The organism is Janthinobacterium sp. AD80 (genome assembly GCF_002878455.1).
GTDB lineage: Bacteria > Pseudomonadota > Gammaproteobacteria > Burkholderiales > Burkholderiaceae_D > Janthinobacterium.
Map to the genome: position 1 here is coordinate 1 of NZ_NRDQ01000185.1, position 23769 is coordinate 23769.

Genomic DNA, 23769 nt, shown 5'->3' on the forward strand with positions numbered 1-23769 from the left:
CCGGCGTTGTCGCAGGCGATGTAGGTCGGATTAGCGGGAACCGCGTAATCCGACACCATTGCCGGCCCAAGCTGCCAAGGCGCCTGGCATGGCCTGGCGCATCATTGCGGCAAGATCAGCCAACAATGTTGTCGGATTACGGCCTTCGGCCTGATCCGACCTACGCGGCATCCGGGGTACGCTGCTCATCCAACGCTGCCACCCATGCCACCCGGCAGCCGTCAGGCCGACGCCGGCTCCTGCACCAGCAATTTGTTCATCAGCAGTTCCGTCGCGCCGTAGCCGTACAGGGAGTCGCTTTCCATGCCCGGCGTGTCGAAGGGGATCGATTCCTCGCGGTCCAGCTTGGCGGGATCGGCATCCGCATAGCTGGCGCGCCAGGCGCGCTGCAGGGATTCGTTGCGTCGGATAAATGCCGGCATGGGCCAGGCGGCGCGTTCCCAGTGGCGGCTGTCGCCCAGCAAGGGCCAGCGCTCGTTGAGCAGGGCCATGTCGCCCGTGCGCAGGCGGCGCACGGCCTGTTCCGGCCGCAAGCCTTGCAGTTCGTCCAGCGATGGCAAGACATCGCGCTTGGGACCGAACATATATGCCAGCATGATGCGGCCGGCAGGCGCCGTGCGCGCCACCACGCCGACGGCATAGCCGCCGCCCGGCAGGGGCACGGCAAACCAGCTGCCTTCTCGGTATGGTAATGATTTCATCTCTGTAAACTCCCGCAAAATCGTGTTCGGGGCACAGTCTACGCGAAAGAATGCGCAAGTGGCGTATGGTACGCCACGGCAACAAACCAACAGTTACGACGTTTTAGGTGATTTTTTCATCGTAGTGATACTGGGCCACGATGGGGCCGGCCTTGAACAGCGCTTCCTTCATTTCCTTGTCCAGGCGCGCGTCGCGGCGGCGCATCCATTCGAGCAGCATGGACATTTCGCGCCGGCTCGTGTCGCCCGCGTGGGCCAGCACGCGGCGCAGTTCCGGGTCGGTGCAGGCTTCGAAACGCTGGCTGTTCAAGTCCAGCGCCTGCAGCGCGGCGATGGTGGCGCCGATGGCGCGGTGCATGTCCAGCGCGGTGGCGGGCAAGTCGGATTCTTCCAGTGGGACGGTGGTCATGCGCATTCCTTTTCGCGTGGTGGTGACATCGGCTGCATTCTCCACCGCGCGGAGGAAAAGCTCAAGCGTCCACGACACGTTTCCACCCGTTCGGCCATAATCATGGCTCAGCATTAGCCTACACAGCGGGAGCCACATGTTCAATTTCGACTTTTACAATCCAACGCAAATCCTCTTCGGCCAGGGCCAGATCGCCAGCATCACGGCGCTGATCCCGCCCCAGGCCCGGGTGCTCATGACGTATGGCGGCGGCAGCATCCGGCAGAATGGCGTCTATGATGAAGTCAGGGCCGCGCTGGCCGGCCATGCCGTGCTGGAATTTGCCGGCATCGAACCCAATCCCAGCTATGAAACGCTGATGCAGGCCGTGGCCCTGGTGAAAAGCGAGCGCATCGATTTCCTGCTGGCCGTCGGCGGCGGTTCTGTTGTCGATGGCACCAAGTTCATCGCCGCCGCCGCCCTGCATGAAGGGGACCCGTGGGACATCCTGGCAAAAGGCGGCAAGATCGTCGAGGCCGCCCTGCCCTTCGGCACCGTATTGACCTTGCCGGCCACGGGATCCGAGATGAATGGCTCGGCCGTCATCACGCGCAAGGCGACGCAGGAAAAGCGCTCGTTCATGAGCCGCAAGGTATATCCGAAATTTTCCGTGCTGGACCCGTCGAAGACCTTTACCTTGCCGCTGCGCCAGGTGGGCAATGGCGTCGTCGACGCCTTCGCGCATGTGATGGAGCAATACCTGACCACTCCCGTCAACGCCTCGGTGCAGGACCGCTTCGCGGAAGGCATCCTGCTGACCCTGATCGAGGAAGGGCCGAAGGCGCTGTCGCAGCCGGACGACTACGACGTGCGCGCCAACGTGATGTGGAGCGCCACCCTGGCCTTGAACGGCCTGATCGGCGTGGGCGTGCCGCAGGACTGGTCGACGCACGCCATCGGCCACGAACTGACGGCCTTGTACGAACTCGATCACGCACAGACGCTGGCCATCATCCTGCCCAGCATGCTGCGCGTGCGCAAGCAGGCCAAGCGCGCCAAGCTGCTGCAGTATGCGGCCCGCGTGTGGGGCCTCGATGGCGGCGACGAGGATGGCCGCATCGAGGCGGCCATCGCGCGCACCGAGTATTTCTTCCGCCACATGGGTGTCAAGACGCGCCTGGCAGACTATGGCCTGAACCATGCCAGCGTGGACGCCGTCGTGTCTGCGCTGGAAGCGCACGGCATGACGGCGCTGGGCGAGCAGCGCGACATCACGCCGGAAGTCAGCCGCAAGGTGCTGGAACTGAGCCTGTAGCGCCGGCTGCACATTCGACGCACACTGTTGTAAAACGGTCAGCCAGGTGGGACAGCGGGCCGTGGTTCATGCTAAGCTATCCGTTCGCTAGGGGTCCTGGAGCTGTTATCCGGGTGAGAGATACCCTTCGTACCTGATCTGGATAATGCCAGCGAAGGAAAGCGCAAAGTACCTCCCTCCTTTGATAGCTCCTGCGTTGGCGCCAGCCGAACAAGCAGCCTGCCGTGCTCTTTCCAGAGACGGCTTGAACCACGAGCAATCTATGTCCACACCGAATTTATCTGTTTCTGTACTGACCCTGGCCATCCTGCACGCGTTTGCCGCGCCCGCCTTTGCCACGAACGACGCCGCCGAAGCTGCCGACCCGCAGGCCAAGGCCGAGGCGCAAAGCATGGCCGAAGTGGTCGTCACGGCCAGCAAGGCGCCGGCCGCCAAGCGCGCCTCCGTCGGCGGCTTTTCCGACGCGCCGCTGCTGCAAACGCCGGCTTCCGTCACCGTCATCGGGCAGAAGGAAATACAGGAGCTGCAGATCCGCAACCTCAGCGACGCTGTCAAGCTCGACGCCAGCATCAACGAGTCGTACAACGCCGTCGGCTATGCGGAACAGTTCACCATCCGCGGTTTTAAACTCGACACGAACTCCAGCTACCGCAAGGATGGCGTGGCGATTCCCGGCGACACGCAAATTCCGCTGGAAAACAAGGAACGCATCGAAGTGCTGAAAGGCCTGGCCGGCTTGCAGGCGGGCGTGGCGGCACCGGGCGGCGTGATCGACTTCATCGTCAAGCGCCCCACCGCCGCGCCGCTGCGCACGGTCACCGTGGAAGCGCGCGAACGGGGCACCCTGTACGGCGCCGTCGACCTGGGCGGACGCCTGGAAGACAAGCGCTTCGGCTACCGCATCAACGTGGCGGCCGAGCGCCTGCGCTCCTACATCCGGGGCGCCGACGGCAACCGCAAGTTCATTTCCGGCGCCTTCGACTGGCAGATTTCCCCGCAAGCGCTGCTGCAGCTCGACGCCGACTACCAGGACAAGGCACAAGTGACGGCACCGGGCTTCCAGCTGCTGAGCAATGGCAGGCTGCCTTCCAACGTCAGCGCCGACACCATGCTCAACAAGCAACCCTGGACGCACCCCGTGGAAACCGTCACCAGCAATCTCGGCCTGCGCTTCCAGTACGCCTTCAACGAGGACTGGCACGCCACCGTCTCCGCCAACCAGCACTCGTTCAAGCGCGACGACTACACCGCATATCCGTATGGCTGCAGCCCGGAAGGCTGGGCGCCCGTCTTCTGCAGCAATGGCGATTTCTCCGTGTGGGACTTCCGCAGCCTGGGCGAGACGAAAAAGCCGCTGAGCGCACAAGCCATGATCCAGGGCAAGTTCGCCACGGGCAGCCTGCGCCATGAAGTCACGGCCGGCGTGTCGTATTTCAACCGCAAGGACCGGGCCGGCAAGTATGTGTATGACGAAGTGGGCATCAGCAACATCTACCGCCCCGTCATCGTCGCCCCATCCGACGGCGTCACGGGCCCCGTGCGCCTGGTGCGCAACGACAAGGAAAAATCCGTCTTCGTGCAGGACATCGTCAGCCTGGCACCGAACTGGAAGCTGCATGGCGGCGTGCGCCACATCGATGTCGATGGCTACCAGTACGTGCTGAAGGCCGACAAGGAAATCCGCGCCAAACACGACTTCCTGCTGCCGAACGTGGCGCTGGTGTACAACCCGCAAGACAATATCGCCGTGTACGCCTCGTATTCGCACGGCATGGAACACGGCGGCACGGCCGACCGCTATGCGGAAAACGCCAACGTGGAACTGACGCCAAGCCGATCGAAGCAGCTCGAACTGGGCGTGAAGGCGGACTTGACGCCGGACTTCATGGTCGCCGCCACCCTGTTCCAGATCCGCAAGGGTCTGGAATTCAACCAGTACCTCGACAGCAGCATGAGCACCTACAACTTCGTGCGTGCGGGCCAGGCCCAGCATCGCGGGCTGGAACTGTCGGCGCAGGGCAAGGCTGGCGCCAACCTGAACCTGGGCGCCTCCATCACGGCCCTGAACAGCCAGCAGTCGGAGACGGGCAGTGCGGACTATGATGGCAAGCGCGTACCCAACGTGCCGGCATTCAAGGCCGCCGTGCGCGCCGACTACGCCGTGCCGCAAGTGGCGGGCCTGAGCGTGAATGGCAGCTGGGAATATGCGGGCAAGAAGGCGTTTGAGAACAACAACACCACCTTCGTGCCCTCGTACAGCGTGTTCAACCTGGGCGCCGCCTACGCCACGCGCCTGGCCGGCACGCCAGCCGTGCTGCGCGCCACCGTCAACAACCTGACGGACAAGTTCTACTGGCGCGACGTGACGCCGGAAGCAGGCGGCTACCTGTTCCCGGGCGCAAGCCGGACACTCAAAGTCTCGGCGCAGTTCGACTTTTAAACACCGAACCAGACCTGCTGCGCGTCGCGGATCGCAGCCTCCGATGCTCACTGTGCATTCGCACAGTGGCGCATCTCAACCACAATTCGCTGCCGCCCGCTACGGTTTTGTCAGGTGTTCCGAAGAGAAGAGAAGGCAGGCGCCGCATCAAGCGCCTGCCGCAGCAAAGGCGCGGCCTGGGCCAGGCGCGCCTCCAGGCTGTCGTGCAGCACGTGGTACACAATGCCGCGCGCATCGAGTTCCTCCAGCAGCAGGCGATAGATCAGCTGGCGCACGGCTTCCGACTCGCGCTGCAAGCCGTCGGCCACCCACGGGCTGTCGGGCGCCGTCACCAAGGTCACATCGTAGTGCGTGGCATCGGCCAGCGCGGCCAGCCGCGCATCGGCGCCATCGAAGTAATGGCGGCTGTAGACCACCGTCATCAACGGCGTCGTATCGCAAAAGAGGAAATGCCGGGCCTGCGCGGCGGCGGCTGCTTCGCGTTCGACTTGCGTGCGCGCGATGCCGTACTGGTCGGCAGCGACGGGCACCCTGCCCTGTGTTTCGACAAATTCCCGCAAATACTCAGGCACCCAGACGGTGCCGTAGCGTTCGGCCAGGGCCGCCGCCAGGGTCGACTTGCCCGACGATTCCGCGCCAAGGATGGCCACGCGCACGCAAGAACCCATCACTTGAGGACCATGGCGCTCGGGGCGGCAGGCGCGGACTTTTTCCACGCCAGCAAGCCGATGACGGCCATCACGACAAAGAAGCCATACAGCACGGCCGTCAGGGTCAGGCCCTTGTGCAGGTACAGCCACACGTACAGCACGTCGACGATGATCCAGGCGATCCAGTTTTCCAGTTTCTTGCGCGACAGCAGGAACTGCCCCACCAGGCTGCCTGCCGTGAGGAAACCGTCCGCATGCGGCACGTCCGTGTCCGTCGTCGTCAGCAGCCAGGCGATGAGCAGGAAGCCAACCAGCCAGCCCGCGGCGCACGCCAGCCAGCCGCGTGCGGTCAGGCGCGTGACGGGCAGGGTCTTGCCGCCGCTGACCGGGTGCAGCCATTGATACCAGCCCCAGAACGAGACGCTGATGAACAGCAGCTGCAAGGCCATGTCGCCATACAGGCGCGACTCGAAAAACACGAAACCGTAGGCGGCCGAAGAGATGATGGCGAACAGCCAGGCCCAGTGGTTCTGGCGGATGTTCAGCGCAACGGTTGTCAATGCCAGGACAAAGGAAATCAGTTCAAGCGGCGTGGTGGCAAAACCCAGCAGGAGAAGCGTATCGTTCATGGGAATCGTGATGAGGCTGGTGGTGCAGTATGCAATACCGGGCATGAATAAGCAAGAATGCCCCTACCCCCAGCCCGTTTTCCCGCTCAGGCAAAACCCTGCCTGGCCGCGCGCGCCAGCGAGCGCTGCACGATCAGCTTGTGAAACGGACGGATCAGCAGGATGTACGCGCGTCCGACCCAGTTGTGGCAATGCACGACGCAGGACATGGTGATGCTGCCGTGCCGCCCCGCTTCCCTGTTGCGCAGCACCGACAGGCGGAAGTCCAGGTGGCTGTCGTCCTCGCCCAAGATGATCTCGTCGTCGCTGACGCTATAGATGCGGAAAATGCCGATGCGCTCGCCACGCTTGGCTTCCATCTGCCTGGAGGTCTTGATGCCGAACAGCGAGACGATGGCGTCGCGCACCACCATCAGCCACCGCGCCCAGCGCGGCTGGCTGCCCAGCAGGACGCGCGCCAGGCTGGGCATGTCCATCTGCCGCGCCTCGTCGGTCGGCAGTTCAACGGCATAGGCGTCGGCCAGGTTGCTGCCCTGGTACAGGGGCGCGATGCCGGCGCCGGGCGGCAGGGCTACCGCGCGCACCGCCATGTTCCCTGCCTTGTTCATCTCTTGCATGTAATCTCCATGTTTTCAGTGATAACATGGCCATCATACACCACAATGTGAACAGCGATAACATAGAATGAGCAACAACAGTAACTACCATCACGGTAATCTGCGCGACACCCTGGTCGCCGCCACCATCGCGCAATTGGCGCAGCAAAGCGATGCCAGCCTGTCGCTGCGCGAACTGGCGCGCACGGTGGGCGTCTCCGTCGCTGCCGTGTACCGCCACTTTCCCAGCAAGGAAGCCCTGCTGGCCGACGTGGCGGCCGCCGGCTTCGCCAGCCTGATCGCCAAATGGGAGGCACAACTGCCGCCCCCCGGCAGCCTGCCCGCCGACCAGCGTTTCCAGCTGCTGGGCCAGCAATACATCGAATTCGCCCTGGCCGCACCGGCCCACTACCGCCTGATGTTCGAACACCAGGACGTGCGCCAGTTCCCCGTGCTGCAGGAAGCGGCGCAAGCGTGTTTCCAGTACGTGCTGCAGACGGCGGGCGCCGCCGTGCGCGAAGCTGGCCTCGATGCGCGCTGGGACAAGGCAGCCGCCAGCGCCGGCTGGTCGCTGGGCCACGGCTACGTGATGCTGCTGCTGAGCGGCCGCCTGGCCATGGCGGACGGCGGCGACGACCTGTCGCCGGCCATGGTGCCGCGGTTTTTTCAGTTGCCGGTGGAGGCGTTGACGTCAGCACCGCTGTCCTGATTCCTATCCATATACGCTATGAGAAATAGCGTGAACGTGAAGCGTCAGCCTGGAAATCCAACGGACGCATCCATCAAATGCCACGTCACGTCCTCATCCGGCAAATCGAGCAGCCAGTCGCGGCGCGGTCGCGGGAACGGCGCGCCCTGGGCCAGCCACGCCTGTCGCCAGTACTGGTTGACGATGGCCTGCAGCGGATGGTCCGCTACTACCCACGGTTGCCAGACACCGCTGACCGGACAGGCCTGCTCGCAAGCGCAGCTCAACCATGGCTCGGGCAGCGCCACCTCGCGCAGCACACCGTGCACCGCGCGCGGTTCCACGGCGCCATGGTTGTGTCGTAGCGTCAGGCACTGCTCCCACGTCACAGGGCCGTAACTGACCTTGCCAGCGGCATCGGACACGCTGAAATGGGGGAACTCTTCGTCTTGACGGAACAGCCGGGCCGGCTGGATCACGCCCTGCCCACCGGCTGGTTGCCAGTACGCGGAAAATGGCGCGGCCGGCGCGTCGCTGTGCAAGCCGGCAGGATGCAGCGCATAGTCGGCGGCCAGGAAATACGGTTCTTTTGAAAGCGACGCGGCGCTTGGCTGCGGGATGGCTGGCGGCGGGCGGACGCCCATGGCTGCGTCAAGCAGGCTCTTTCGCTGGCCATCCCACGGCGGCAGATCGGCCGGTGGCAATGGCAATATTTTATCGAGGTTGGGGAAGCGGCGATTGGGGTTGAAGCCGAGGGCATCTCCTAACACTCCATATCGTAAGCCTCGAGCTTTATCGATGTACGGAGTAAACATATTGGATAAATCAAAGGGATGGTCAAATTCTATTTGCAACGCGTTAGCGCAATTTTCACAACCGAATTTGACACCCTCATGCAATACCTTTAGAGCGCGCGCTTTTGTTTCAGGGGTACTGTCCCCGTTTGCAGTCCCATCAGATGATCTTAAAACCACATACAAATAATGCAAATCAAAAGCGGCTTGGCCGTACCCTTGTGCAAGCGCGCATTCGAGCATTTTGGTTGCTACAGGAATGTTGCCCCACATATCAATACCTGGATGATCTCCTCCAGCCGTCAATTTCTCGCCTAAAAAACCCAGCAGCTTGGGGGTTACCCATCTGCGCCGCCTTTTGCCAAAAGGCATAAGCCCGGGTAATATCGCCAGCCACACCCGTACCGTTCGCATAATACGTTCCCATCCGGTCATAGGCCGCCGGTATGCCCAGCTGCATCGCCTTTTCCACCAGTTGCACCGCCTCTTCCTCACCATTTAAAGGATCGCGCCCTTCCACATACAAGCTGGCCAGATTGAGCATCGCCTTCCAGTGCAATCGCTCTGCCGCCTGACGCGTCAGATCGACGATTTTTTTATAATCGCGGTCTTCCACGAAAATTTCGGGATCTTCCAAGGCGCGCGCTTCGAGGAACCAGTCCTCCGCTTGCGCATCGACGGGCGGCACCTTGCTCGCCTCGGTTTCACAGATAAAATCCGCGACATGGGGGTTGAAAAGTGGCAGGCTTTGGTTGCGTGGCCAAACCTTTTCGTCTGGCATTTTGCAGGCAAGCAGGCAGCACAAGAAAATAAGCGACGCAAGGCATCCTCTCATGGCAGCCTTGCTGGATTGGGTGCCATTCATTGCGCGCTCCCTCGCTGCGGCGTTGCGTTATCCAAGATCGGGAAGGGACGCATCCATCAAATGCCACGTCACGTCGTCATCCGGCAAATCGAGCAGCCAGTCGCGGCGCGGTCGCGGGAACGGCGCGCCCTGGGCCAGCCACGCCTGTCGCCAGTACTGGTTGACGATGGCCTGCAACGGATGGTCGGCCGCTACCCACGGTTGCCAGACACCGCTAACCGGACAGGCCTGCTCGCAAGCGCAGCTCAACCATGGCTCGGGCAGCGCCACCTCGCGCAGCACACCGTGCACCGCGCGCGGTTCCACGGCGCCATGGTTGTGTCGTAGTGTCAGGCACTGTTCCCACGTGACTGGGCCGTAACTGGCCTTGCCAGCGGCATCGGACACGCTGAAATGGGGGAACTCTTCGTCTTGACGGAACAGCCGGGCCGGCTGGATCACGCCCTGCCCACCGGCCGGTTGCCAGTACGCGGAAAATGGCGCGGCCGGCGCGTCGCTGTGCAAGCCGGTCGGGCGCAGCGCATAGTCGGCGGCCAGGAAATACGGTTCTTTTGAAAGCGACGCGGCGCTTGGCTTTGGAATGGCTGGCGGCGGGCGGGCGCCCATGGCTGCGTCAAGCAAGCTCTTTCGCTGGCCATCCCACGGCGGCAGATCGGCCGGTGGCAATGGCAATATTTTATCGAGGTTGGGGAAGCGGCGATTGGGGTTGAAGCTGAGGGCACGATTAAGTACCGCATAACGTTCGCCGCGCGCTTTGTCAATGAACGGCACTAATATGTCGGACAAATTAAAAGGTTGGCTAAACTCTATCGAGAGATCGCGTGCGCACTGCGCGCAACCCAGGCGAACACCTTCATGTAAAATTTTTAGGGCACGGTCTTTTGTTTCTGGCGTCCGATGATCGCCAATTATTGTGCCGTCTGCAGTTCTTGGCGCAGCATATAAATAATATAAATCGTATGCCGCTGGACCATAACCTTGGGCCACCGCACATTCCAACATTTTGGTCGCTATCGGAATGTTGCTCCACATATCAATACCGGGATGATCCTCTCCAGCTGTCAATTTTTCGCCGAGAAAAGCCAGCGATTGCGGATTACCCATCTGCGCCGCCTTTTGCCAGAAGGCATAAGCCCGGGTGATATCGCCTTTTACTCCAGTGCTGTTAGCATAATACGTCCCCATCCGGTCATATGCCGCAGGTATCCCGAGCCGCATCGCCTTTTCCACCAATTGAACCGCCTCTTCATTACCATATAAGGGATCGCGTCCTTCCACATACAGGCTGGCCAGATTGAGCATCGCCTTCCAGTGCAATCGCTCTGCCGCTTGACGCGTCAGATCGACAATTTTTTTGTAGTCGCGGTCTTCGACGAAAATTTCAGGATCTTCCAGGGCGCGCGCTTGAAGAAACCAGTCCTCGGCTTGCGCATCGATGGGCGGCACCTTGCTTGCCTCGGTTTCACAAATAAAATCCGCGACATGGGGGTTGAAAAGGGGCAGGCTTTGATTGCGTGGCAAGACTTTGTCGTTAGGCATTTTGCAGGCGACTAGAGAAGTAAAGAGAAGAACTGCCAACACAACAAATGGCAGGCGGAAGAAACTGGTATCGTTTTTACTCATAATCAGCCCAAGCGTATGGTGGAGCTGCGTTTATCTTCCAATGGCAGCAAAAACCCTGTCATTTTCTTAAAAATTGCAGTTTCGGACTTGTTGAATTTTCTCTTGCGGTTTTCCACCATAAGTTTTGTCCAATTTTCAAATGCCAATACAATCTCCGCCTTCGTCCCTCCCCCTCCATCGACCAGTCCCCCGCTATGCATGCACCACACCCGCTTGCGCAAATCGTGGGCCACGCGGCGGTCGATGGTGGCGATATTGATTTCGCTGTCGACGGCCATGCTGCGCTGGTTCAGGTTGGCGCTGCCCAAGGTCATGAACACGTCGTCGACCAGCATCAATTTGGAATGGATGTAGATTTCACGGTAGCGCCAACGGTCGTTGTCAAACGCGCTGACATTGAGCATGGCCACCGAGACCTTCAGCCCGAATTCGCTCTCGAGCGTCATCACGCCGGGTTTGTTGATGCCGTTGGAGTGCCGGACCACATCGGGCAACTTGACTTCAACCTCGTTGGTGATGCCGAATCCGCCTCTGACATGCCGGGTTTTCGGCTGCTTGTTGTAGTCATCGATCATGGTGTTTTGCCCCGTCATGCCGGCGTGCTGCCCCAGCGCCGCCAGCGTGTCGTGGGTGCGCGGCACCATCTGCGCGCGTTCCGGCACAGGGATGACAATGAATACGTGCATGACCGGCATATCTTCAAGACTCTTGCCCGCCTTGACACTGCCGGCCTTCCAGGCGGCGACCACCTTTTTGCGCTCGCTCAGCAAGTGTTGCGCCCAATCTTCATACTGGAAATACTGGTTTTCCACGTACAGGTAGCCGGCCGCCAGGCTGGCCTGGGTCACGGCGCGGAAATACGTTTCCTTGATGGTCTTGTCTTGTTCCTCGGGCTGCGTCAGCACGATCTGCACGGTGGAATCATCCGGCCCGGCCTCGCGCAACAGCCGCGCCGGCGGGCTGCCCTGTGGCAACTCGCGGCTCACACTGGCATTGGCGGCCGCATGCGTGCGATCATCGGCCGCGCGATCCCATGCCTTCACAAAATTATTGTAGAGCGCGATGAGCGCCCTGCCTCCGTCGATGCGGCAGGCATAATCCTGATAGGGCTTCAAGGTGGCGAAGCCGCCGTCCGCGACCATTCCCTGCAAGCACTCGCGCCGCTCGTTGACGCCGCCCTGTTCGCGCCGCGTATCGTCGAGCAGATGGGCCGTCGTGTCCCAATAATCGGTCACCGAGTTCAGGCCCATCACATAACCGACGGCCTTGGCGCCCTCTTCGTGATCGAAGTCGATCAGGACCTGCTTCTGGTGATGCGTGCCCAGGTATTGCATGCCGGGCTTTTCGATTTCCCCCATCGTCAAGCCGCGCGGCTGGTTTATTTCGGTCGAGATACTCTTGCTGATCGCACCGCTGTCGCCGTGGCGCAAACGAATCGTGATACCACTCAGCATGCCCTTGAACGCCGCCGCATACCAGCTGTGACAATATTCTTCACGCGCCATCGTCGGGATATCCTCGGGCCTGACGTACTCGCCCCAATAACCGTTGCCTAAAATAGGTTTCTTTTTTTGGACCGCATCGTGCAACATCGCCAGGCTGGCTTTTGCGCTGAGCTTGTCGGCGCGCTGTCCATCGGTTTTCCATGGCGAGGTGCCGTGCGAATGGCCCGGCATATTGTGCACCATCGGCGAACCGATCCGGTCATGCCAGACCAGCAGGCGCACCCTGACGTGACGCCGTGCTGCGGCGATCAGCAAGTCGCCAAACGTGTCGCCACGCGGCCAGGTCGCGCCGTTGGCGCGCACCAGCTCCATGCCCGGGTCGAAGCCCCAGCAGCACAGGTCGATGGACTTTTCAGCCTTGGCGATCTCGCCGGCGATGTCGGCAAAGCCTTCCTGTCCGCAAATAAACAGCGTCAGCTTGTTGTTGTGCGTAATCGGATGAGTGGCCTTGCCCTTCAGGTTGCGGTTTTCCAGCAGCCACTGAAGCGCACTGGTCGCAGTCCTGCCAACCTCGTCGATGTGGGTAGTTTCGATGCGGCTGGTCGATTCCGGCATGGCGCTCTCCCGTCAGTGCAAGGTGATCATTGAAACCAGCGGCCGTCGCTGGTATCGTCAAGCGCACGCAAACCACGGTTGGACAGCGTCTGTTCGCCGTCCGGCGCAGCGCTGGCATCGAAGCACGCGCTCGCCTGCAAGGCAAACTCTTCGCCGTTGCCCAGGACGACACGGTAGCGCGGCGTGCCGTCCTGATGCGCGATCAGGATGCGGCCGAATTCGTCGGTCAAGCCGCGTTCGACTTCGGCGTCCCCCTTGTACAGCGTGTACGGCACATGCGCGTATTGACCGCCATCCGCATGGGCCTGGATCGTATGCTGCAATTGCCCCGCTACCGGCGCGATGGGCGGTTCCAGCTCCGGTTGCGGCCGGTTCTTGGGCGCCAGTGTTTCCAGGTTGCCATGGAACAGCGTCGGCGACGCGGTAAAAAACTGTACTTTGTCACTAATTTCAAGCATGCAATTGGCACCATGCAGGCGCACGCCTTTGCGGCCGCGAATATCCACCCAGTCGGTCTGGCTGATCAATTCCAGAACCTTGTTGGCGACGATATCGACCGCATCGGTTTGCGCCGCGATCTGCACCGGGCCAGCTGCGGCGATCAGTTTCATGCCCGCCTTGTGGACGAACAGGCGAAACGCTGCGCCGATGCTGGCGAACAGGCCGCCGCCGGCCGCCATCGACAGGTCGCGCCCGGACGTCAGCGCGGTGTGCCCTGCGCTGGCGATGTGCGTCGATTGCGAGGTCGTCGTTTCGATACCAGCCGGACTGGCCAGCACCAGATGCGGCTTTGCCAATTCCGGAAATGCGTTTTCGCCACTGCCGGCACCCTGGATCCCGGCATGCTGGGCTTTCAGCTCATCGGCGGCGGCGCCCTGCTGGGCGGCGCTTTCTTGCGCGCCGTAATGCTGCGCCAGGGCGGCAAGCGCCTTGTGCCGCTCAGCAGCCTCGGCCAGCCGGCGCAAGGTTTCATCCATGCTCTTGATATGCGAGGCGGCGCCAGGGCGCGCTTCGGTGGTCAGCAACATGCCGCGGCCGGCGCGCGCCACGCCCCAGGCGTCTGACGCCAGTTCCCAGCCCTCGCCACGCGCATCCTTGCGCCCGCTGGCGTCTTCGATGCGGCTGATGCAGCCGAGCGACAATTGGCTGTGTTGATGGTCGCTTTTCAGTTGCGCCTGGATGCGCTGGTGCGTATCGTCGAGCACCAGCTGGTTGCCACGCACGCCGTAACCGCCGCCAGGCATCAGCTCGGCGCTACGCCAGCCGCCAAGCATGCATTGCCCCGGCAACTTCCACGGCGGTGCATGGTTGCCGTTGTACACCGCGCCGACAATGACGGGACGGTCGATATTGCCGTTGAGAAATTGGATCAGCACTTCCTGGCCGATGCGCGGCAGCGCGATCTGGCCGAACGCCTGGCCCGCCCATGGCGTCATGACCCTGATCCATGGCGAACTGCCCGCGTCGAACTTGCCCAGCCGGTCCCAGTGGAATTGCACCTTCACCCGGCCCAGCGCGTCAGTATGGATGGTTTCGCCTGCCGGCCCCGTGACAATCGCCGTCTGCACGCCGGGCAACGCACAAGGCGTGCTGTTGAACTGCCGCCCGGGATACCAGCGGATGCTCTTGCGAATGCAGCTAAAACGGTTTGCATACTGCGACTTCGCGCCCGTGCCTGCCTGGTAATTGTTGCTGGCGATATGCTCGACCGACAGGATCAGGTATTCGCGCGAGCGGATGTCCGGGCGCGCCGCTTCACCTTTGGCCGGCATGGATTGCCTGCCGCTGAAGTGGCCGCCCAGCGTGAAACTGCGCCCGGCCTGGGCGCAGCGGTGGTTGCCGCCAGCTTCGAAGTATTGCGCCTGGCGGTTATTCTCCTCCAGGCGGCGTTGTGCCAGCGCTTCACCGTCGTCCATGTCGGCATAGCCATAGCCGGTGTCCTGATACAGTTCATGGGCAAACACGTCGCCCTGCTGGTGCAGCGCATGGCCGCTGGCGCGGCTGGCATATGGCTGCTTGTAGTTGAAGCTGGACAGCGTGAGCGAGCCTGAAGCGATCTTCCGTATTGCCTGCCAATCGCGTATGCCGTCAGCCTCCAGCGAACCCGCGCCGCTGCGAAACAGCATTTCGTCGGCGACACTGGCATCGAGATCGCTTGGATCGATGCTGTCGCTCAGCCAGGTATTGTCGCCCAGACAGAGCGTATGACCGTCGGCGCGATGTTCATACCAATAATGGAGTCCCTGGTCTTCCCAGCGCCGGTGCAGATGGTTGTAATCGGTTTCATTATGCTGGTTGGCGCAGCTTAATATCGCTTTTTCCTCATGCAGCCGGTTTTGCCAGTCGCGCTGTACATAATGATCGAAGGTCGTTTCGCTGATGTCGATGACCGTGCGTCCGTGGAACGAGACGTTGTCCATGCGCAACCTGGAAAAGGCCAGCCACGGTTGCAGCACCATCTGGTAGAACGCAAAACCGCCATCGCTGCGCAACAGGCGAAATTCACCGACATAACCATTAAAAAAGCGCAAGCTGCCGTCATCGCGCACCATCGATATCGTGACCATGCGTCCCATCATCGCTGTCAGGGGCACGTGGAGATTGTCGGACAGCAGTTCGGCCTCGAAGCGGAAGTCGCGTGACATTTCCTCATGGGCCCGCAAGCTGTTGACCAGCAGCGCGGTATCGGACGGACCGTCCTCGCGCGGAAAATCCATGCGCAGCAAGCGGCTGTCCTGGACTCTCCTGCCGGCGTCGAAAAGCCGCGCAAGATCGGCTGCCAGCCCGCCATCGTCCATATCGCCTCCGTCGCATTTGTTTCGCTAACCCATGCTAACCATGGTGGAGGCTGGCATCTTGATGGAACTCAAATTAGTTGGCCATACGCAAAAAAGCCGCATCCCCATTCAAGCGGATGCGGCTTCCCAGTAGCGCAAATTAAAACTTACTTCTTCGCCGCCTTGGCAGCCTTCGGATACTTGATCGTCATTTCCTGCAACAGATTATCCGCGTGGTCCACTTCCTTCATGACCCACAGCAGGTAGCGGATGTCGAGGTGGATGGCGCGCGTGATGGCCGTGTCGAAGTACCAGTCCTTGGTGATCGATTCATACGTCGAATCGAAGTTCAGGCCGATCAGCTCGCCGCGCTTGTTCATCACGGCCGAGCCGGAATTGCCGCCCGTGGTGTCGGCGCTGGTGAGGAAGTTGACGGGTACGGTGCCCAGCGCCGGATCGCGGAACTGGCCATAGCGTTTTTCCTTGACGGCGTCGAGCAGCGCTTGCGGTGCTTCGAACGGCGCCTTGCCCGTGACTTTCTCGACGATGCCTTCCACGGTCGTGAACGGGCCCTTGGTGATGCCGTCGCGGGGCGAGTATGGCGAGACCGTGCCATACGTCACGCGCAGGGTCGAGTTGGCGTCAGGATAGACCGGCTTGCCTTGCGACTGTTTCCAGGCGATCACGGCTTGCATGTATTGCGGAATCACGCGCTCGAGGTTGCCGTCGATTTCCTTGCGGCGGTCTTCCAGCGCCATTTCCACGGGCTGCAGTTTGATGGCCAGCTGCATGAAGGCGTCGTCGGACTGGGCAACGGCAGCCTGGTCCTTGTCCAGCCAGGCCAGGCGCTTGGCCGTGTCGGCCAGCTGCGTCTGCTGGTACAGGGCCGCCACGGCGGCTGGCGCCGGCAGCAGCGCGTCCAGGCCTTGCGGGTGGCTCTTCGCCGCCAGCTGGGCGTAACGCTTCAGGCCCGCTTCAAAACGCGCCTGGTCGACCTTGTTCACATACGACTGTTCCAGGCGCGCCAGGCGGGCCTTGATGAAGGCCAGGTCGCGCTGCTGGAAGCCCGACTCGCGCTCGGCATCCGGCTTCTGGCGCTCTTGCGACAAACGGTAGACGGTGCGCGCGCTTTTCAGCAAGTCGCTGTTGGTGGCTACCGTCCAGGCGAACTCTTCTTCGCTGAGGGCCATGTCGCTGGCGATCGCCGCGTCCAGTTCCGCCAGCAGGGTCGGCGAGACATTCGGCTGCTTCGCGTACCAGGCGCGGAAATCCGCATCCTGCACGTCCTTGATGGCGGCGATATCCTTGCGCGCAAAACCGTCGAGCAAGCCCTGGGTTTTCTTCAGCACGTTATTGATGCTTTTCACCACGCTGGCGTAGCGCACGGCGGAAGCGGCGTCGCCATTCGTCGCCTCGGCCATCACGGCAAGGTCGGCTTGCAGTTCCGCTACTTTCAGGGGGAAGGCCGTGTCGCGCGCGAAGCGGATTTCCGCCGGCAGCTTGTAGCGGCTGGTGCGGCCGGGGTAGCCCGCCAGCAAGATGCCGTCACCGGCTTTCAAGCCTTCGGCCGAGACCACCAGGAAGTCCTTCGATTTGTAGGGCACGTTATCGGGCGACGGGTCGGCCGGACGGCCATCCTTGCCCACGTAGGCGCGCAGGAACGAGTAGTCGCCCGTGTGGCGCGGCCATTCGTAGTTGTCGATGTCGCCGCCGAAGTTGCCGATCTTGTCCGATGGCGCATACACCAGGCGCACGTCGCGTATCATCATCTGGCGGATGCGGTAGTACTCGAGGCCGCGGTGGAAGGCGGGCACAGAGCAGCGGTACATCTTGTCCGTTTCGCATTCGGCGATCAGGTCCTTGATGCGCTTTTCCACGGCTTCGTGGCGGGCGCGGCCCGTCATGTCGGCCGTCAGGCCTTTCAGCACGCGGTCGCTGACATTTTCCACCTTGTCAGTCACATACACCAGGCTGTTCGGACCGCCCGGCAGCTCTGCGGCGCGCGTCTTGGCCAGGAAGCCGTTGGTGATGTAATTGTGTTCCGGCGTGGAATTGCGCTGGATGGCGCCATACGCGCAATGGTGGTTCGTCACCACCAGGCCCGCGTCGGAGACAAACGAGGCCGAGCAGCCGCCCAGCGAGACGATGGCACTCATCGGGTGTTTGCTCAGGTCGGCCAGTTTTTCCGCCGGGATGTCGATGCCGACCCGTTTGAGTTCGGCTTTCAGCTGTGGCAGCTGGTGTGGTTGCCACTGCCCTTCGTCGGCGTGTGCGCCGGCGAACGCGCCCATCAAGGCGACTGGTAGTACGATTGTCTTGAACAAAATTTGCTCCTCCATAAAAAGCAGGCGAAAGTATAGCCTGTCCAGGCCGGACGGGGCGGCAAAAAATGATCCTGCGGCAACGCCGATCTCAGGTGGCGGGCCGGGGCGGCGCCTGCAGGGGGAGCTGCAAGGCCAGGCGGCACCCCGCGCCGGCGGCCGGCAGGCCGATCTCGAACTGCCCGCCCAGCGCCGTCACCCGCTCGGCAATGCCGATCAGGCCGAAGCACTGTTTCTTGCGCTGCTGCTGCGGCGTGATGCCGATGCCGTTGTCGCTGATGGCCACGTAGACGGCGCAGGCATCCCAGCTCAGTTCGATCTCCACCTGGCTGGCCTGGGCGTGGCGCAGGACATTGCTGAGCGCTTCCTGCACGATGCGGAACAGCACGGTTTCGACCTGGCTGCCGATGGCCGCGAACAGGGCCTCGTCGCGTACCAGCAGCCGGCATGCCACGCCGCTGCGCTTGCGGAAGTCGCCCACCTGCCATTCGATGGCCGCCTGCAAGCCCAGGTCCAGCGCCATGGGACGCAATTCGTTCATGATGCCGCGCACGCTCTTGATGGTAGTGTCGACATTGCTGAGCACGGCGCCCACGCGGCGGTGCAGACGCGGGTGGGAATCCTGCGTGCGCGCGCTGAGCATGGAAATATCGATGCGCAGCGCCAGCAGGTTTTGCCCCAGTTCATCGTGGATGTCGCGCGAAATACGCTTGCGCTCGTCTTCCTTGGCCGTTTCCAGGTGCAAGGCCAGCTGGCGCAGCTGCGCGTGCGACTGGCGCAGCGCGCCATCCATCACCTTGCGCTCCGTGATATCCGAGTGCGCCACCACCACGCGCAGCGGCCCTTCGCCCAGGAAGCGGCTGACCCTGGCCTGCGACCAGCGCGGCCCGGCGCGCGTGCTGAATTCATATTCGAGCGCGTACGCATCGGCCGTGCCGGCAATCACGGCGCGGATGCCGGCGGCCAGCTCGCGCCCGGCGCTGCGCTGCCAGCGCGGGTCCGTCTCGCAGAAATGCAGATAATGCAGCTGGTGCCGCGTATGCCCGGCAAACGCCAGGCAAGCCTGGTTGGCATGCACGAGGCAGCCCGCCTGATCCAGTACCAGCACCCGATCCGTCAGCGAATCGATGGTGGCATGGAAGAAACGTTCGGCATCGCGCAACGCCTCCTGCGCCCGCTCGCGCTGCTGCACTTCCAGCTGCAGATGCTGGTTGGCCCGCACCAGCTCGGCCGTGCGATCGACCACGCGCTGGTCCAGTTCGCGGTGCAGCTCGCGCAGGGCCGCCTCGGCCAGCTTGCGCTCGGTGATGTCGGAAAACACGCCGACAAAATGGCTGATGGCACCGTCCGGCGTGCGCATGGGGGTGATCGACAGCGATTCGACGAAACGCTCGCCATTCTTGCGCCGGTTCACCAGCTCGCCATACCAGCTGCCATCCTGGTGCAGGCTGCGCCACATGGCTTCATAGAACTGCGGCAAGTGCGCGCCGCCGCCGAGGAAGGACGGATCGCGGCCGATGGCTTCTTCCGCCTGGTAGCCGGTGATGGTGGTAAACGCGGGATTGACGGAAATGATGCGGTTGTCGCTGTCGGTGACCAGCACGCCTTCGCGAATGGAATCGAGGATCACAAAGGCGCGCCGCAGCGCCGAGTCGCGCGCATGCTCGTCACCCAGGTCCGTCACCAGCATGCGCATGGTGGCGCTGTCCGCGTCGACATTGGCCTCGATGCGCACCATGCCGCCAGCGCGGCCCGCCTCGGCCTCGAACAGTTGCGCCTCGAACACTTGCCGCGCGCCGCTGGAAAAGGCGGCGTCAAGGAAGCCCCGGAAGCCGCCCTGCGTCTGGGGCGCGACGAATTGCTCGAAGCGCCGTCCCAGCAGGTGGCTCTTTTCACGCCGCAGCAAGCCGCAGGCGGCCACGTTGGCGCGCGTGATGACGCCTTCGCGCGCCAGCGAAAAATAACTGACGGGCGCCTGCTCGTACAGCTGCGCATAACGGTCGCGGCTGCTTTCAAATTCATTCTTCAGCTGTTCCAGCTCGGCCAATGCGGCATTCTGCATTTCCAGTTCGATCTGGCTCACCTGCAATTCATGCAGCTGGCGCACGACCTCTTCACTCGACAACGGTGGCGGTACAGCCTGGCGCTGCTGGTCCGCTAACTGCTCGGCCTGCTTCCTGAGCCCGGCCGGGGCGACACCTCTGTCGAGTGGCTCGCTCATGGCACGCTCTCGCCCGCCGTGCCGCCAGCCACGGCGCCGGACTGGATCTGGCGCAGCTGGGCTTCCAGCAGCTTCGATTCCGTGATGTTGATGAACGTCACCACCACGCCATCGATCACGTTCTCGATCGTGCGGTACGGCATGATGCGCACGTTGTACCAGCGGCCCGTCTTGGTTTCCACCTGGCGTTCGCAGAACACCAGGCTGCGGATGACTTCCAGCGCATCGGCTTCCAGGGCGGGATAATCGAGGTCGTTGACGATGTCGCTGAGCGGGCGGCGCAAATCCGTCTGGATCAGCTTGTAGATTTGCGTGGCGGGCGCCGTGAAACGGCGGATGCGCAGGTCGCTGTCGAGGAAGATGGTGGCGATGTCCGTACTGTTGAGCAAATTCTTCATGTCGCTATTGACCAGCGACAAGTCATCGACTTTCGATTGCAGCTCGGCATTGACCGTGTACAGCTCTTCATTGAGCGACTGCATCTCTTCCTTCGAGGTGGTCAGCTCCTCGTTCGTCGATTGCAGCTCTTCATTGGTCGACTGCAATTCCTCGTTGGCCGATTTGAGTTCCTCGCGCGAGGTCTGCATCTCGTCGCGCACGGCCTGGATTTCATGGCGCGCCTGCGCCAGCTGCTGTTCCAGTTCCAGCACCTTGGGGTTCGGCGAGCGGCCGCGGCGCGCCTCGGCCACCAGAGGCACACTGGAAAACGTGACGAAGACCATGCCGCGCAGCGATTCGGGCTGGCTCAGCGCCTCGGCGCTCAGGTCCACGCCCAGCGACTGGCCCAGGTGATCCTTGACCACCAGCCCCTTCAGGCGCACCACGCTTTCGCTTTGCAGCGCTTGCTTGATCAGGCCCGCCAGTTCGTAGCGCAAGCCTTCGCGCGCCATCGCATGGATGTTCCAGTTGGCCTTGCCGGCCGCCGGCTCCAGGAACGCGCCCGTGCGGCCGTTGATGTACAGGATGTCGCCATCCTGGTTCAGCAGCGCGGCGGCCGGCGAATATTTCTGGAGCAATAATTGCTCGACATGGGATTGTATCTTTCCGGTCATGCTGACTTCTCTCGTGTCGCTAGGTGTAGGGGGGGATGCCAACGATACCTTGGTCGGGAAATACGTGGGCAGGCGCTGGCGCGCCAGGTTGTCGAGGCGGCGATACAGCCGCGTCGACGTGGTCAGGGGCGAAAACAGGTCGGAAAAATGGCCGGGCGTATCGGCACTGCCCAGCAGCAGGATGCCGTCGCGGTTCAGCGCATAGTGGAACAGGGGAATCAGGCGCTGCTGCAGCTTGGCATTCAGGTAAATCAGCAAATTGCGGCAGCACAAGATGTCGAGCTTGGTAAACGGCGGGTCCGAAATGATGTTTTGCTGGGCAAAGATGATCGTGTTGCGTATCTCTTTTTTCACGTGGTAGTCGTTCTTGTCGCCCAAGAAGAAGCGTCCCAGGCGCTCGGCCGACACATCGCTGCTGATGCTGTGCGGAAAACGCCCCTGGCGCGCGCGGTCGATGGCGTCGGCCGACAGGTCGGTGGCAAAGATCTGCAGGCTGTATTTCGACGGCGGATTGATGCTGGCCACCACTTCATGGAAGACCATGGCCAGCGAATACGCTTCCTCGCCGGTGGAGCAGGCAGGCACCCAGGCCTTGAAGGCGCGCCCGTCCGGATGGGCCGCCAGCATTTGCGGAAACACCACCATCTTCAGGTATTCCCACACCTTCTGGTCGCGGAAAAAGCTCGTCACGCCGATCAGCAATTCCTTGAACAGCAAGTCGATCTCGGCAGGATTGACGCGCAAATACGGCACATACTCTTCCATCGACGTCATTTGATACAAGCTCATGCGCCGCTCGATGCGCCGCAGCACCGTGTTGATCTTGTAGTCGGTAAAACTGTTACCCGTGTGTTCGGATAGCAAAGCAACAATTTCCTGCAAGGAATTGCGCCCGTTCGGTTCATGCCCCGGCAAGCTGAGAAAACTGCTGCGGAACAAATAACTGATGATCTTGTCCGGCAACTTGTCGGGGAAGTCGACCAGGTCGACCACTTCGGCGGAAATCGCGCTTTGCGGCATCATGTCGAACTTGGCCGTATCGGGATGCTGCGCCAGGGTCAGGCCGCCCGCCTGCTTGATCGCCTGCAAGCCGCGCGAGCCATCGCTGCCCATGCCGGAAAAAATCACGCCGACGGCCAGTTCACCCAGCTCGCTTGCGAGACTCTCGAAAAAGGTATTGATCGGCAGGCGGTGGCCACGCAGCTGCACCGGCTCGCTGAGCAGGAAACGCCCCTTCGACAGGCCCAGGTCCGCGTTCGACGGGATCACGTAGATATGGTTGGGGCGCAATTCCGCCTGGTGCGTGATTTCCGTGACGGGAATGCTGGTGGCGCGCTGCAGCAGTTCCGGCAGCATGGCCTTCTGCGTCGGGTCCAGGTGCTGGATAACGACAAAGGCGATGCCGCTTTCCTGCGGCACATTGGCCAGGAAAGCGACGATGGGATCGAGTCCGCCGGCGGAAGCGCCAATGGCCACCACAGGGAAAACAATGGTGGCCACTTCTGGGACGGAAACATTGCTGTGTTTGCTGCGTGTCATCGTCGGCAAGAATGCAGCCACGGCGAAACCGTCAGGCTGGGAATTGATAATCTTGCATTCTAGCACCCAAGATGCGCGGCAAAACGCGAATTTGGCGCAGGTTTTGAGCCTGCGCCAGGCCGGCCCTTGTTGGCCCTTGTTGGCTCTTGCTTGCCCTTACTGCGCCTGCGGCACCTGCCAGCCGCCGCCCAGCGACTGGATCAGGGCCACGGCCGTGGTCTGGCGGTCCGCCTGCGCCTGCACCAGCGAGCGGCGCGCCGACAGGGCCGTCACCTGCGCCGTCACCACGTCCGTGTAGCCGACCTGGCCCGCGTTGTAGCGGTTCAGCATCTGCTGTTCCACCTGGTCGGCGGCGGACGACGCCTGCTGGCGCAAGGCCAGCTGTTCAGCCAGCGCGCGCGTGGCCGACAGCTGGTCTTCCACGGCGCCAAAGGCAGTCAACACCGTCTGGCGGTAGCGCGCCACGGCCGCCGCATGTCCCGCTTTGGCGGCATCCACGCTGGCCGTGGTGGCGCCCGCGTTGAACAGGGTTTGCGCGGCCGACACGCCCAGCGACCACAGGCTTGACGATGCATTGAACAGGTCGCCCACCTTGCTGGCGCCGGAGCCATACGACCCTGTCAGATTCAGGCTCGGGTAATACGCGGAACGGGCGATGCCGATCTGCTCGTTGGCCACGGCCACCCTGCGCTCGGCGGCGGCGATGTCGGGACGGCGCTGCAGCAGGGTCGACGGCACGCCCAGCGGCACGTCCGGCACGGTCAGGGTCCATGGCGCCACGGCCAGGCTGAAGTCGGACGGCGCGCGGCCAAGGAGGATGGCGATGGCGTGTTCGAGCTGCTGGCGTGCGCGGATCTGCCCCGACAGGTCGATCTGCGCATTGGCCAGCTGCGTCTGTGCCTGCAGCAGGTCGGACTTGGCGGCGATGCCCGAGTTAAAACGGTTGCCGGTGATATCGAGCACGCGCTTGTAGCCGTCGATGGTGGAATTGAGCAGCGCGATCTGCGCATCGCTCTGGCGCAGCGAAAAATAATTGGTCGCCAGTTCGCCCTGCGCCGACAGGCGCGCGGCGGCCAGATCGGCGGCGCTGGCCGCCGCGCTGGCATCGGC

At 62.4% G+C, this 23769-nt stretch carries 17 protein-coding genes and 1 riboswitch; of the genes, 3 read left to right on the forward strand and 14 right to left on the reverse strand.

The genetic code is table 11. The annotated features are described in order from the left end of the window. Nucleotides 1–221: 221 nt before the first annotated feature. Both JaAD80_RS25635 and JaAD80_RS25640 read right to left on the reverse strand, forming a co-directional pair. A complete protein-coding gene (locus tag JaAD80_RS25635; RefSeq protein ID WP_102298772.1) occupies nucleotides 222–701 on the reverse strand; it encodes an Imm26 family immunity protein in 480 nt (159 codons plus the stop codon). A 103-nt stretch (nucleotides 702–804) separates the two neighbouring features. After that, entirely contained in the window at nucleotides 805–1110 is a 306-nt protein-coding gene (locus tag JaAD80_RS25640; protein ID WP_254785783.1) for a hypothetical protein, read from the reverse strand. Nucleotides 1111–1246: 136 nt separating this feature from the next. Between JaAD80_RS25640 and JaAD80_RS25645 the strand changes: the two genes are divergently transcribed. Next, on the forward strand, nucleotides 1247–2404 hold the full coding sequence (locus JaAD80_RS25645) for an iron-containing alcohol dehydrogenase (RefSeq protein ID WP_102298774.1): 1158 nt from the start codon (nucleotides 1247–1249) through the stop codon (nucleotides 2402–2404). A gap of 79 nt (nucleotides 2405–2483) precedes the next feature. Then, nucleotides 2484–2581, forward strand: a riboswitch (TPP riboswitch). Between the two features lie 85 nt (nucleotides 2582–2666). Next, a complete protein-coding gene (locus tag JaAD80_RS25650) occupies nucleotides 2667–4844 on the forward strand; it encodes a TonB-dependent siderophore receptor (protein ID WP_102298775.1) in 2178 nt (725 codons plus the stop codon). A 110-nt stretch (nucleotides 4845–4954) separates the two neighbouring features. Here the strand turns inward: JaAD80_RS25650 and JaAD80_RS25655 are convergent, their stop codons facing one another. From JaAD80_RS25655 to JaAD80_RS25665, 3 genes are all read right to left on the reverse strand, one after another. Continuing rightward, nucleotides 4955–5512: an AAA family ATPase gene (locus JaAD80_RS25655; protein WP_102298777.1), complete on the reverse strand. Its 558-nt coding sequence runs from the start codon at nucleotides 5510–5512 to the stop codon at nucleotides 4955–4957. Further along, the gene (gene pnuC / locus JaAD80_RS25660) at nucleotides 5512–6123 is read right to left on the reverse strand and encodes a nicotinamide riboside transporter PnuC (protein WP_102298798.1); all 612 of its coding nucleotides are present in this window, start codon (nucleotides 6121–6123) and stop codon (nucleotides 5512–5514) included. The genes JaAD80_RS25655 and pnuC overlap by 1 nt, the downstream gene beginning before the upstream one ends. 86 nt (nucleotides 6124–6209) lie before the next feature. Beyond that, nucleotides 6210–6740 (reverse strand): DUF2867 domain-containing protein, encoded by a 531-nt coding sequence (locus tag JaAD80_RS25665; protein WP_258003178.1) that lies wholly within the window; start codon nucleotides 6738–6740, stop codon nucleotides 6210–6212. A 67-nt stretch (nucleotides 6741–6807) separates the two neighbouring features. On the opposite strand from JaAD80_RS25665, the gene JaAD80_RS25670 reads away from it, so the two are divergent. Then, nucleotides 6808–7428, forward strand: a complete 621-nt coding sequence (locus tag JaAD80_RS25670; RefSeq protein ID WP_102298780.1) for a TetR/AcrR family transcriptional regulator — start codon at nucleotides 6808–6810, stop codon at nucleotides 7426–7428. Nucleotides 7429–7472: 44 nt separating this feature from the next. Here JaAD80_RS25670 and JaAD80_RS30475 read toward each other — a convergent pair whose 3' ends face one another. The 9 genes from JaAD80_RS30475 to JaAD80_RS25720 form a co-directional block, all read right to left on the reverse strand. After that, on the reverse strand, nucleotides 7473–8474 hold the full coding sequence (locus tag JaAD80_RS30475) for a DUF6396 domain-containing protein (RefSeq protein WP_146012538.1): 1002 nt from the start codon (nucleotides 8472–8474) through the stop codon (nucleotides 7473–7475). Nucleotide 8475: 1 nt separating this feature from the next. Continuing rightward, the gene (locus tag JaAD80_RS25680; RefSeq protein ID WP_102298783.1) at nucleotides 8476–9066 is read right to left on the reverse strand and encodes a tetratricopeptide repeat protein; all 591 of its coding nucleotides are present in this window, start codon (nucleotides 9064–9066) and stop codon (nucleotides 8476–8478) included. A 27-nt stretch (nucleotides 9067–9093) separates the two neighbouring features. Then, on the reverse strand, nucleotides 9094–10689 hold the full coding sequence (locus JaAD80_RS30480; RefSeq protein ID WP_146012539.1) for a tetratricopeptide repeat protein: 1596 nt from the start codon (nucleotides 10687–10689) through the stop codon (nucleotides 9094–9096). A 2-nt stretch (nucleotides 10690–10691) separates the two neighbouring features. Beyond that, complete coding sequence (locus tag JaAD80_RS25695) at nucleotides 10692–12749, reverse strand: phosphatidylserine/phosphatidylglycerophosphate/cardiolipin synthase family protein (protein ID WP_102298788.1); 2058 nt, start codon at nucleotides 12747–12749, stop codon at nucleotides 10692–10694. A gap of 26 nt (nucleotides 12750–12775) precedes the next feature. Beyond that, a complete protein-coding gene (locus JaAD80_RS25700; RefSeq protein WP_102298790.1) occupies nucleotides 12776–15547 on the reverse strand; it encodes a type VI secretion system Vgr family protein in 2772 nt (923 codons plus the stop codon). Between the two features lie 146 nt (nucleotides 15548–15693). Continuing rightward, nucleotides 15694–17850 carry a S46 family peptidase gene (locus JaAD80_RS25705; RefSeq protein WP_374755284.1) on the reverse strand — a complete coding sequence of 719 codons (2157 nt, stop codon included), beginning with the start codon at nucleotides 17848–17850 and terminating at the stop codon, nucleotides 15694–15696. A gap of 88 nt (nucleotides 17851–17938) precedes the next feature. After that, entirely contained in the window at nucleotides 17939–20068 is a 2130-nt protein-coding gene (locus JaAD80_RS25710; protein ID WP_258003179.1) for a PAS domain S-box protein, read from the reverse strand. Next, entirely contained in the window at nucleotides 20065–22680 is a 2616-nt protein-coding gene (locus JaAD80_RS25715; protein ID WP_258003180.1) for a chemotaxis protein CheB, read from the reverse strand. The genes JaAD80_RS25710 and JaAD80_RS25715 overlap by 4 nt, the downstream gene beginning before the upstream one ends. Nucleotides 22681–22815: 135 nt before the next feature. Next, the coding region (locus JaAD80_RS25720; RefSeq protein WP_102298796.1) for an efflux transporter outer membrane subunit at nucleotides 22816–23769 on the reverse strand (954 nt) is incomplete at its 5' end.

Bases quoted from the DNA above. Each gene is read 5' to 3' on its own strand.
- JaAD80_RS25635 (WP_102298772.1), bottom strand. From the start codon at position 701: ATGAAATCATTACCATACCGAGAAGGCAGCTGGTTTGCCGTGCCCCTG.
- JaAD80_RS25640 (WP_254785783.1), bottom strand. From the start codon at position 1,110: ATGACCACCGTCCCACTGGAAGAATCCGACTTGCCCGCCACCGCGCTG.
- JaAD80_RS25645 (WP_102298774.1), top strand. From the start codon at position 1,247: ATGTTCAATTTCGACTTTTACAATCCAACGCAAATCCTCTTCGGCCAG.
- JaAD80_RS25650 (WP_102298775.1), top strand. From the start codon at position 2,667: ATGTCCACACCGAATTTATCTGTTTCTGTACTGACCCTGGCCATCCTG.
- JaAD80_RS25655 (WP_102298777.1), bottom strand. From the start codon at position 5,512: ATGGGTTCTTGCGTGCGCGTGGCCATCCTTGGCGCGGAATCGTCGGGC.
- pnuC (WP_102298798.1), bottom strand. From the start codon at position 6,123: ATGAACGATACGCTTCTCCTGCTGGGTTTTGCCACCACGCCGCTTGAA.
- JaAD80_RS25665 (WP_258003178.1), bottom strand. From the start codon at position 6,740: ATGCAAGAGATGAACAAGGCAGGGAACATGGCGGTGCGCGCGGTAGCC.
- JaAD80_RS25670 (WP_102298780.1), top strand. From the start codon at position 6,808: ATGAGCAACAACAGTAACTACCATCACGGTAATCTGCGCGACACCCTG.
- JaAD80_RS30475 (WP_146012538.1), bottom strand. From the start codon at position 8,474: ATGTGGGGCAACATTCCTGTAGCAACCAAAATGCTCGAATGCGCGCTT.
- JaAD80_RS25680 (WP_102298783.1), bottom strand. From the start codon at position 9,066: ATGAATGGCACCCAATCCAGCAAGGCTGCCATGAGAGGATGCCTTGCG.
- JaAD80_RS30480 (WP_146012539.1), bottom strand. From the start codon at position 10,689: ATGAGTAAAAACGATACCAGTTTCTTCCGCCTGCCATTTGTTGTGTTG.
- JaAD80_RS25695 (WP_102298788.1), bottom strand. From the start codon at position 12,749: ATGCCGGAATCGACCAGCCGCATCGAAACTACCCACATCGACGAGGTT.
- JaAD80_RS25700 (WP_102298790.1), bottom strand. From the start codon at position 15,547: ATGGACGATGGCGGGCTGGCAGCCGATCTTGCGCGGCTTTTCGACGCC.
- JaAD80_RS25710 (WP_258003179.1), bottom strand. From the start codon at position 20,068: ATGAGCGAGCCACTCGACAGAGGTGTCGCCCCGGCCGGGCTCAGGAAG.